The sequence below is a fragment of the Sphingomonas sp. 66-10 genome, assembly GCF_001897045.1.
Classification (GTDB): Bacteria; Pseudomonadota; Alphaproteobacteria; order Sphingomonadales; family Sphingomonadaceae; genus Sphingomonas; species Sphingomonas lycopersici.
The window spans coordinates 3,100-13,371 of the sequence record NZ_MKRR01000030.1 but is presented as its reverse complement, the minus strand read 5'-3'; the positions used below and the strand labels follow the sequence as shown (position 1 = coordinate 13,371).

Below are 10,272 nucleotides of genomic sequence, written 5' to 3'. Positions count from 1 at the left end.
ACGAAGGTCATGCCGCCGCCGTAAACTGGCAGCGTTCCTTGCAGATAGAGGGCCTTGACGGTGAGATTGTCCACGCCGCTGGTGGAAAAGTAGGACGGCCAGGTGGCGGCCATGTAGGCGGCCGACTTCTGGATAACGTGGGCCGTGCCATCATACGAGGTGAGCGAGAAAACCGGGGCGTCGGTCGTATTCTGCCGCTCGGTGGTGACCGTTACGTCGCCCGAGGTGATCGAGCCCGCATTGTTGAAGCCGATCGCCTGTTTCGAGGCCGCAATCGTGATGATCGGCGGGCTCACGCCCCCCGAACCCGCCTGCGCCAGCACGTTCCAATAGCTATTGCCGCTCGACGGCGGTGCCGGCGGCGCATTCCCAGTCGACGACGCCGGGTTGATATAGACCCACGTCGCCCCGCCGGACTGGACGATATTGCCCTCGCGATAGGCGGTCGCCGACGAATAGGCGCCCATATCGACCAGCGTCGCGGTGAAGGCGATATCGGCGAGCGCATGGACGGTCCACGCGCGCTCGGCACCGATCGCCAGTTTCTTCCACGGCGCGCCCATATCGATCTGCCGCGCGGGCTTCGCCGCCGGCAGGGACGATCCGTCGGTCGCCAGCGTGATCGCCGGCGCGGCGATGCCGACCGGGCGGACGAACAGCTTGCCCGTCCAGCTCACCCCGGCCACCGCGTTCACGCTCGCGGCGATCTGCTGGATCAGCTGCCGCGCAGTGGTCTGCCCGTCGAGATAGAGCGACAGGTTGTACGGCCGCGCGGCGTCGAGCGCGTTCAGGCTCGCGTCGTCGATCTTCCCCGCGCCGCCGCTGAGCAGCGCCAGGCGCCGGATCAGCTGGCCGGGTTTGCGCGCCCAGCCGTCCGTGCCCGCCGCGTCGCCCTGCAGCAAGAAGCTGATCTGCCCGGTCGGCGGCGCGCCGAACCGCGCCATTCCGACGGCCTTCGCGGTCGCCCACTGGCCGCGCGGGATGGTCGCCGCGACAAGGTCCGCATAATTGGCATAATCGGCGATCGGCGCGCCGTAGCGCAGGAGTCGTTCGAGCGCGGCCTCAAACCCGAAGACCGGCCCATAAGCCGACACCTGAAACACGCTGTTCACGGCGTCGATCAGAGTGCCGGCGACATAGCGCGGCGCCCCGAGCGCGAGCGGCTTGACCTGCCCCTTGAGCGATGCCGGCCCCTCGGCCCCGGTGGTGCCCGCGTAGGTGCTAAGCAATGCGGTATCGAGCCACCGGTCATCGACCGCGAAATCAATCTGCGCCTTGCCGTCCTCAACCTGCGGCTGGCCGGTCACGCGCCCGTCGAACCGGAGGGTATAGGTCGACCAATCCGCCCCAAGCTCGCCGGTCCACAGCCGGAACCGAGCGTCGGCCATGCCCGGGGCGGCGAGCGCGGGAAGCGCCTCGGTCTGGATCGTGATCGAGGAGGTGGGCGCGCTGATCTGCCCGCCAAACGACCCGTCGAAGAAATCGTACCGCAGGGTCGGCAGCTTGGCGATTGCCGGCCACCACGTTTGCCCGTTGAGGTGGCACGCGGCCGGATCGTCGACGCTGCTCGCGCGCAAGGCTACGGCCACCCCGGCGACCGCGTCCCAGGCGTCGATCTGCACCAATGTGACCAGCATCAGAAGATGCTCACCATGTTGAGCTTGGCTTCCCAGCGATCGGCCTTCCGCCACGCCTGCCCCTGCTCGCCGACGAGCGGGCCGTAGAAGCAGCGGCGCGGCAGGTTCGGTGCCGGCACGGGATCGGACACGATCGCGATCATCTCGGTATTGCCGATCCGCTCCAGCATCGGTTGCACGACGCCCTCCACCTCATCCTTCGCGACGTTGGAAAAGGTGAGCGAGAGGGTACGCAGCTTCTTCGCGCGTCGACGCAGCAACACCGCGCGCGCCGAGAAATCGAGCGCGCCGAGATCCTTCACGCCCGTCGTGATCCCGTTGAAGTTGCGCTCCAGCTGGATCCGCTTGCCGATGACGAGGCGCGAGAATCCGATCGTGAAGGCGGTGGCATTGGTGAAGCGCAGCAGGACATAGCGAACGGCGAGGTTCGCCGAGATGTCGAACACGCACACGCCGCCGCTCGCGGGCTGCTCGGTGCCCGAATAGAGCAGCGTTTCCGTGCCGTGCCAGGTCGGCGGGGACGCAGCTGGGCCGGCGCTGTCCGTGCTGAGATAGACCTGCAGCTTCGCCGTCGCCGGGGCATCGGTGATGCCAAACAGCACGATTGAGCCAAATTCCTTGTTCTCACCAAGGTCGATTGCGAGATCGATCGTCGTCGCGCTGCCCGATTTCCAGATCACACCGGCATAGTCGTTCAGCACGTTCTCCTTCGCGCCGACGCTGGTGCTGGTGGCAGAGGTGACCGTTCCGGCAAGCGGTTCGATGATCCAGGCATTTGCCATCCGTCACCCGTACAGTTCGAAGGTGGAGGTCTCGGCTTCGAGGTCGAGCTCAAACCGACCGGCCAGCGTGTTCACCGCCGCGCCCTGCTCGCTGTCGACGAGGCGGACTTGCGGCACCTCGGGCGGATCGCTGGGCCAGATCAGGCCGTCGGCCGGCGCTTCGAACCGCCGTCGCTCCGCGCCGATCAGCGCGCCGCGCGCGTTGATGACGGTTTGCGCGTCGGCGATCGCATCGAAGAAGCCGTCTTCGGGCTGCACGGACCCGTCGCGCGCGGACGGGTAGCGGCCGGCGATCGTCGCGTCGGACCATGTGGCAACGACCACGTCACGCGACGCGGCGGCGATATCAGCGGGGGTTGCGGGCATCAGGCGTAAGACACGAAGTTGCGGTTGGCACCGATGAAGCCGCCCCCGGAGCCGCCATTGCGCGTCAGCTGCTCGACCGCCGAAGCGATGCGCTGCAGCAGGTCGCTATTCTGCGACAGGAGTTCGTTGCCGGCCTTGATCCCGCTCGCCGCCGCGGCGGTGCTGTCCGCGGTCGCTTTGGCGAACGGGTTCGCGACCGGATCCGACACCGGCGCGGCATTGTCGATCGAGGCGATCGCCTTGTTGGTCGCGGCCTGCACCGCGTCGAATGCCTCGAAGAATTTCGAGGTCGAGCCGTACAGCTGGCGTTCGATGTCGAGATAGGACTGCGCAGCCGCCTGATACTTGCTCTGATCGATCGTCTGGCCGGCCTCGATCGCGGTGAGGAACGGCTTGAGTTGCTGCATCGCCGCGGCTTCCTGATCGCGCAGTGACAGCGGCGAGTTGCTGCCGATGTTAAGCGTGGTCAGGAACTCTTTCAGCGTCGCCGACGCCGACGCGGTCGAAGCTTTGATCTGGTCGAGCTGCATCTGATAGAGCCGCTGCGCCTGCGCCATCTGCTCGGTCGACGCGCCGCCCTCATCCAGCGCGGCCTTGGTCTTGGCCCATTTCCGGTTGAGCTCATCGATCGCCGCCCCGACCGGGTCGACCATCGCTTTCAGATCGCGCGGGATCGCCTCGATCAGCAATGCCTTCTGAATTGCGCCCTCGATATCGTCGCTGCCCTTGGCGATGATGTTTTTCGACGCCTGACTGATCCCGGTCAGCACCGCATGGCTGACCGAATAGGCGATCGCGTATTCGAGGGCGGCCTGCTGCCCATCCTTGCCGAAGTCTTTCAGCACGGAATCATTGAAGTTATTGTAGTGCAGCGCCTGCGACGTTTTGGTCAGCGCAACGCGAGCCTTCCCGTCCCAACTGCCGATCGTGATGCCGGGCAACGACGAGATCTGCGCGCCGAGCGCGTCGACGACCTGATTGATGCCTTTGGCAAGCCCGCTGGCCGAACCGGTCGCGGAGCGCTTCTCATCGGCGCCCTTGCCGGTCGCGCTGCCGCCGACGGCCTTGCCGTTGACGAGATCGACGCTGGCGCTGCCCCATTTGATCGAGCGGAACAGGCCGCCAACAAGGTTGCCCAGCACGCCGCCGACGATCGAGCCGAGCGGGCCGCCCACCTTGCCGAGCAGGCCGCCGACGGCCTTGCCCAGCGCATCGCCCCCGATCTTACCGATTGCGCCGCCGATCGCCGATGCCGTCGGGTCATTGCGGCCGCCGGTGATCGCCGAGAAGACCGAGCCGCTGAGCTGGCCCAGGGGGCCGCCTCGAACGATCTCGGGCAGGAACTGTTTGAGGCCGCCAACGAGAACTTTGGGGATTTCGAAGCCGAAATTGTTCTTAAGGTTCTTGTTGAGGCCATCGAGCATAATGCCGATCGCGCCGCCAAGGCCGTCGATCTTTCGTTTCGCGGTAACAACTACGTCGCCAGTCTGACTGGCGTCACCGTCGGAAACCCCTTGTCCTACCTCCGGTGCAGCGCCCGGCTTTATATTGTCGTTGGCCGCAACACCATTGGCGGCCTTGTTGACAGATGCAACCAAGCGATTGAGTGCGGCATCGACATCGGCGACGGTCTTGCCGAGTATTTGGCCCGCATCACCTGCCTGCTCTTGTAGAATCTCCGCTGGCGTTTGGCGACCTGTAAGTTTCCGAATGTAGCGCTCAACCTCCCGGTCGATACCGCCAAAAAGCGCGTTTGATAGAAGGTCGTTGCGCAGCTGCTTGAGGGTGTTGAAAGTCCCGCTGACGATCCCCTTCACGGCGTCGACCGGCGAAGTGTAAAGGGTGCTCAGGAACTGGTCGAACGTCCGCTGGAGGCCGCCGACGGCGCCCACATACAACCCAACGATGCGGCGCTGATCCTCCAGGGCGTCGTTGATAACCCTGTTCTGGCGGGCGATGCTGGTGAGCGTAGCAAGCTGCTTTTGATCTAGCGGCTCCATCGACTCCTTGAGCCGGAAGGCTTCGCGCAGCGCCGCCGCCTGATCGTCATGCCCCTGCAAGATGAAGCGGTTGACCGCAACGCTCTCGTTCTGAGTTCGCACGAAGTCGCGGAACGGCCGGTCGAGCCCGTCTTGGATCGTCTGCTTTGCCTTTTGGGCATCCTCGATCAGCTTCTCGAAATTCGGGGGTTTCTTCTTCCCGAGATCTTTGATCAGGTTGTCGAGCCGGAGCGTTTCGACGCGGGCCTTGTCGATGAGCTTAGGCTGTTCGTCCCACTGTGCATTGATGCGCGCGATTTCCTCTGCCGCAGACTGCGACATGCTGGTCAAATCGCGCGGCTTCTTCTCGCGCTTTTTCTTCTCGCGCTGGTACGGCACCAGATCGGGCGAAATCCCCTTGCCGTCGAGCGCGTCGATGACCTCCTGATTTGCCTTCTCGTCGTTGCGCGCGGTGCCGAATTTGACGAGCTTAAGCAAAGCCTCGTTCGTCTGCTTAGCGCTCAGCCCGAGCTTTTCGACTTCCTCGCGAGCCTGTTTGATATCGATGGAACCCGCCGCGAACCGTACGCCGATCGCCTGCATGCGCGGATTATAGGCACCGCCGAGCCCGGAGAAACCGCCGACGATGCTATCCAGAATGCCGGCCTCACCGAGCGAGCGCACTTCCTTACCAGCAGCTTTTTGATCCTCACGGGCCTTGATGACACCAGCGGTCGCCTGCAGTCGGATCGCCTCTTTCAGGACCTCGTTCTGGGTCTTCATCTTACCCGTCTGGAGATCGATCACCTTCCCGAGCAGCGTCTGAGCGGCGCCGAAAGAATCGGCGGCGTTCGCTGCGTCGGCGAGCCTTTTCGCCATCTCTTCAGCCGCGGCGCTGCCATCAATCAATTTGGCGATGAACGGCACGGCGATAACCGTCGCAGCGGTGAGCACGGCGCCCCAAGGGCCGCCAAGGAACCCGAGTACCCCCTTAGTGCTGTTGGTCATCAGCCCAAGGGCCTGCACCACCTGGCCGGTCTGCTGCGCAAAGATCTGCATCGGCGGGGATCCGGCAGAATATTGCGTCGCGACGTCGTTGATCTGGAAGCCGAGCTGCTGCATCGCCATGCGCTGCTGACCAGCGCTGACGGTATTTCGATTGAGCGCCTGGCTGTGGGCGACGGTGGCGCTGGTGGTGCGGTTAAGCTCCGCCTGCACGGCCCCGATCGCGCCGATCCGATCCCGATCGGCTTGCGCTGCGGCCTCCGCTGCGTGCGCGGCGACCATAGCGGCGTCCGCCTCCAGCCGAAGCGCGGCGGCATCGGCGTGGCCAGCGTTTGCAACGGAAAGCTGGGCATTGGCGAGTTCGCGAAGCGCAAGTGCACGCTGATCGGCAGCAGTGGCGGATTCGCGAAGGCTGGCGATCTCCTGCGAAAGGTCGAGCGAACCCGAGGAGGTGCGCGGCAGATTAAGCGCCTGCGCCGCCTGGCGCTGAACATCGGCAAACGCAGCGACGAACGGCTTTTTCACCTCGTCGGCCGCCGACGCGGCCCTCGCCTTCATCTCCGCGAACCGTTTCCCGGTCTCGCTGGAGAACTGGTCCGCGCTCAGCTGGAGGCGGGCGATGATGTCGAAATTGGACATTGCTCGCACTCCAATTTGTTTTGTGCCATTCTCTCCCCTCAAGGGAGTGGCTCATGATTTTCAGCGCCTTAGCACTGGCGGCGGCATCAACTAGCGGCTGGCTTTTGACCGAGAAGGTCGATCCGATGACTGATCAGAAAGACGCCTCCGCGAGAGTGATGAATGAGAGCGGAGGCCGGCTATCCGTTTTTTGTTCATCCGCGCTGGGGCGGATCGTGACCATTCAGCTGAGTGCGCCGCAGTATTACGCAAGGTCTTACACCGAGGGGCAGATGCGCTTTGACGGTGGCCCTGTGGTAGAAATGCGATTCGATCTTCTTAAAAACGTCGCGTATATTGGTGAGGATAGATCCGATCTATACAAGCTCGCCAAATACATCGCGACATCGAAGCGCGCAGCATTCAGGATATTCGACTATAATAACCAGCCGGTAGATTTAGCATTCAACGTAGAGGGCGGCGAAGAGCACATTCGCCATGTATTCGAGGTCTGCGGCTATACTGATCCGCTTGCCGATGCGGCGAAGCGTTAGCGCGCCGCCGCCACCTCTGCGAGAAACGCCCGCGCCAACTCGCCCTCGCTGGCGTTGATCATCGGCGCAAGGCTGAATGCGTTGCGGAATTTCAGCAGGGGGATCAGCACGAAAATCGGCACCGTCGCCGACATCCGCCCCGCGGCGATCCGCCGCGCGGTGTTCCCGCGGGCAACGCCCTTGCTCCCCAGTACCGAATTGTCGGCCACCAGCAGCGACGCCCGGCCTGGGCGATAGACGAACCGGAGCCGGATGCCCGTGCGTCGCTCCCACTCCCCGGGGGTAAGATCACGCGCGCGGCCTCGCGACCCTGCCGCGGGCAGCGGAATGGCGAGGTACTGCCCGCGCGAGCCCCGAATCGTACCCGGCTCGGTCCAGAACCTCACCGCCCCGCGGGTGCGCGCGCCGCCCTTCAACCAGATCGTGCCCGCCGGATTCCGGGCTGGGCCGCTCGACGGATATGCGGAGGATTGCCACGCCCGCCACAGCTTGCCGCCGGCGGCCTGCTCGGTCGCACGCTCGAGCTTTTTCTCCAGCCCGCGCGTCGTGCCGGCGACCGAGCGCGTCGCCGCCGACAGATAGGTGCGAATGATGGAGTCGGACGCTTTGTCGATGCTGCGTCCGTCAACCGTCAGGATCACGCCGTCAGCCATCGGGTTGCTCCCCTGCCTCAAGCAACAGGAAACAGTCCATCAGCGCCGCCGGCTGCTCGCCGGGAGAGCCAGGACAAGGCAGCACCCTCCCGCCGAATGGCGATGCGTATCGACGGCAGGTGAGCCATAGATCGACGACGCTGAAAGCCCACGGCGGGAGCGTTACGCGGGGGTTTTCCTTCCAGACCTTCCCGTCGATTTCCCACCCGTCGCCGTGGTGTCGGCCGAATCTGAAATCTTCGGGCCGTCTTCGGACGACGAGGGCGCAGCGGAGTTTTTTTCCGCGTCCAGCTCCGGGTAGAGCAGCGCATAGGCGCGGTTGCCGACCGCCTTCATCTCGATCGGATCGAGCTTGATCAGCGAGCTTTCTGGGATCCGCCCCTGACGATCGCGCGCGAACGGGACGGGCAAGTTCTCCCAGCCCACGACGAAGCGCTGAAACGCGAGAATCGGCGCGATTTCCCGGCGGCGCTCGATCTGTGCGACGAGATCGCCATATGCTCGCCAGTGCTGACGAAGGATATTGCTGATGTCGGCGAGCAGCCGCTCGTCTTCCGGGGGAAGCTCGGGAGTTTCGCCATCCTCCGCTCGCGCGTCGGCGTCCCGGTCGACCAACTCGATCACGCGATCGATCTCGGGGTCATCGGCAAGCAAATGGAGGATGCCGTCCTTCATCGCCTGGCGCAGCTCGAAGCTATAGACGCGCCCGGCGTCGTATACCCCGCTCAACTCGGCTTCGATCTGGCTGCGCTCGATGAGACTGCCCGCGCGGATCAGATAGACGGGCTTTTTCGCGTCGGTTTCCCGCCACGGCGGCGTGAAGCGTTCGGCTTCGGTGGTGCTGGTCGCCGCCATCAGAAGAACACCGCATATTTGTCGGAATCGCGCCCGACCGAGTCTTTGCCCAGCGTGCGGCACTGGAGCGAGATATCCTCCGACCGCAACTTGCCGCGCGTGCCGTTATCGGCCTGCGCAGGCTGCGCGAACGGCGCAATGAGCGCCCACCGGTTGCCCGCCTGACTGCCGTGGCGGAGAACGACCGGCATCGTCACGCCATTGCCGATATCGCTGATGATGTCCCGATTGGCGATCAGCGTTGCCAGCGGGTCGACCTTGAGCATCGGTGCGCGGTCGACGATTTGGCCGGCGCCGAAGCCGTAGGGGGTGTTCGGGTCGTCAATATTCTCGATCTGGCTTCCCGGATCCAGCGACCAGGTGGAAAGGTTGATCGGCTTGCGGTTCATGCTCGCCGCGTTCGACACGCCCGTTCCCTGCACCAGCACAGGCGCCGAGTGGCCGGCGATCGCAAGGTTGGCGGGTATCGCAGCGTCGACGCGACCGGCGAAAATCCCGGTGCCGTTGAACGTCGCATAGCCCGGCCGCGCGCTCTTGCCGTCAAGCGTCAGCGTCCCGCGGCAAGCGGTGAACTTATAGAGACGGCCGTCCTCATAGATGTAGATCGTGCCGCTCGGCTGGTCGGCAAGGCGGCTCGCCTGATCACTCGGCGAGGTCTGCGAATAGGTCCAGTTCGCCGGCATGCTGACCTGGGTGGTCGCATCGAGCACCGGAGTGAAGCTGTCCGACAGCGTCGCGACGCGCGCGGCGCTATAGTCGATCACGGCCGGTTGCGCGCCGGAGCCGGCGCCGCCGGTGAGCAGCAGGATCATGCCGAGTACCGCGCGCGACACGGCCGGGAAGGCAGCCGGCAGGGTGAGCGTGGTGGCCGAGCCCGCGGTTGCGACCGCCGCGGCGATCGCGGCGGTGAACTGGCCGCGCCAACCGCAGATCTGAAAGGTCTGGTGCAGCGGCGGCTTCACCGTCGAGGAATAGACCGCCCCGACGCCCGCGCCCTTCACGCGCGACTTGAAACTGATCGGCACGGTCTGCCCGATGATCAACGGCGCGCCCGCGACGAGCGAGCCGGTCGCCTCGTTGCTGGCTTCCTGCGTCCACGGGTTGCCATAGGTGACGGAATCGGCCTCGACCGGGATCGCGTCCACGGTGGGGTCCGGCGCGGCGTCGACGCCCTCCGTCGCCTCGATCTTCACGAGCACGGCGACGTTCGCCGGGCGAATAGTCGGGTCCATTGGTGCCTCCTTTAGGCGGGCTGGGCCGGATCGTCCCGGCGGGCAGAGAAAGTGACCGAGAAGTCGAGCGCGAAGGCGAGCCGTTTGGCGTCGGCGAGCGGCGCGACCATCACGCGCATGTCGCCCTCGTCGATCGTTTCGGCGAGCCCATCGAGCGGCGGGTCAGGGACCAGCGCCGCGACGGTCGCCGCGTAGAAATCGTTCAATTGCTGATGCACGTCGGCGCCGCCGTCGCGCTCAAGGTAGCCCTCAACCGAGAAATCGAGGCGGTACATCGTGAAATCGTGGCCCGTTTCCTCGATCGACTGTCCGTTGTCGAAGATGTGGCGGGCGGGGAAGGAAATTGGGTCCGCGCTGGGCATCAACTCGGTTTCGGCCGCGTCCGGCAGCGCTGCGAGGCGCGCGAGCGCGGTCTGGAAAATCTGATTGCGCGGCGAGGACATCACGCCTTCTCCAGCGTCACAACCCACGCCTCGACATCATCACGGTCGACCACCTGGATGACCTTCCACGTGATGCCCTTGCGGGTCAGGCGCGTTTGCGCCGTCGGGCGGCCCGGAACGTCGCCGACGTAGATCTCGGCGCTGATAT

General features: G+C 64.9%; 9 protein-coding genes. 1 reads left to right on the top strand and 8 read right to left on the bottom strand.

The window, feature by feature from the left end; translation table 11 throughout:
* The 4 genes from BGN95_RS03600 to BGN95_RS03585 all read right to left on the bottom strand — a co-directional run.
* On the bottom strand, positions 1 to 1,637 hold a 1,637-nt coding region (locus BGN95_RS03600), incomplete at its 3' end, for a hypothetical protein (protein WP_286771638.1).
* A complete protein-coding gene (locus BGN95_RS03595; RefSeq protein ID WP_286771637.1) occupies positions 1,637 to 2,419 on the bottom strand; it encodes a hypothetical protein in 783 nt (260 codons plus the stop codon). The genes BGN95_RS03595 and BGN95_RS03600, both read right to left, overlap by 1 nt.
* A gap of 3 nt (positions 2,420 to 2,422) precedes the next feature.
* A complete protein-coding gene (locus tag BGN95_RS03590) occupies positions 2,423 to 2,785 on the bottom strand; it encodes a hypothetical protein (protein WP_286771636.1) in 363 nt (120 codons plus the stop codon).
* Positions 2,785 to 6,408 carry a phage tail length tape measure family protein gene (locus tag BGN95_RS03585; protein ID WP_286771635.1) on the bottom strand — a complete coding sequence of 1,208 codons (3,624 nt, stop codon included), beginning with the start codon at positions 6,406 to 6,408 and terminating at the stop codon, positions 2,785 to 2,787. The genes BGN95_RS03590 and BGN95_RS03585 overlap by 1 nt, the downstream gene beginning before the upstream one ends.
* Before the next feature lie 53 nt (positions 6,409 to 6,461).
* Here BGN95_RS03585 and BGN95_RS03580 point away from each other — a divergent pair, with 53 nt between their 5' ends.
* Positions 6,462 to 6,941: a hypothetical protein gene (locus BGN95_RS03580; protein ID WP_286771634.1), complete on the top strand. Its 480-nt coding sequence runs from the start codon at positions 6,462 to 6,464 to the stop codon at positions 6,939 to 6,941.
* Here the strand turns inward: BGN95_RS03580 and BGN95_RS03575 are convergent.
* The 4 genes from BGN95_RS03575 to BGN95_RS03560 form a co-directional block, all read right to left on the bottom strand.
* Positions 6,938 to 7,594: a DUF6441 family protein gene (locus BGN95_RS03575; RefSeq protein WP_286771633.1), complete on the bottom strand. Its 657-nt coding sequence runs from the start codon at positions 7,592 to 7,594 to the stop codon at positions 6,938 to 6,940. The genes BGN95_RS03580 and BGN95_RS03575 overlap by 4 nt on opposite strands.
* A 162-nt stretch (positions 7,595 to 7,756) precedes the next feature.
* Complete coding sequence (locus BGN95_RS03570; protein WP_286771632.1) at positions 7,757 to 8,449, bottom strand: hypothetical protein; 693 nt, start codon at positions 8,447 to 8,449, stop codon at positions 7,757 to 7,759.
* The gene (locus tag BGN95_RS03565) at positions 8,449 to 9,681 is read right to left on the bottom strand and encodes a hypothetical protein (protein ID WP_286771631.1); all 1,233 of its coding nucleotides are present in this window, start codon (positions 9,679 to 9,681) and stop codon (positions 8,449 to 8,451) included. The genes BGN95_RS03570 and BGN95_RS03565 overlap by 1 nt, the downstream gene beginning before the upstream one ends.
* Before the next feature lie 11 nt (positions 9,682 to 9,692).
* A complete protein-coding gene (locus tag BGN95_RS03560) occupies positions 9,693 to 10,124 on the bottom strand; it encodes a hypothetical protein (protein WP_286771630.1) in 432 nt (143 codons plus the stop codon).
* Positions 10,125 to 10,272 lie beyond the last annotated feature (148 nt).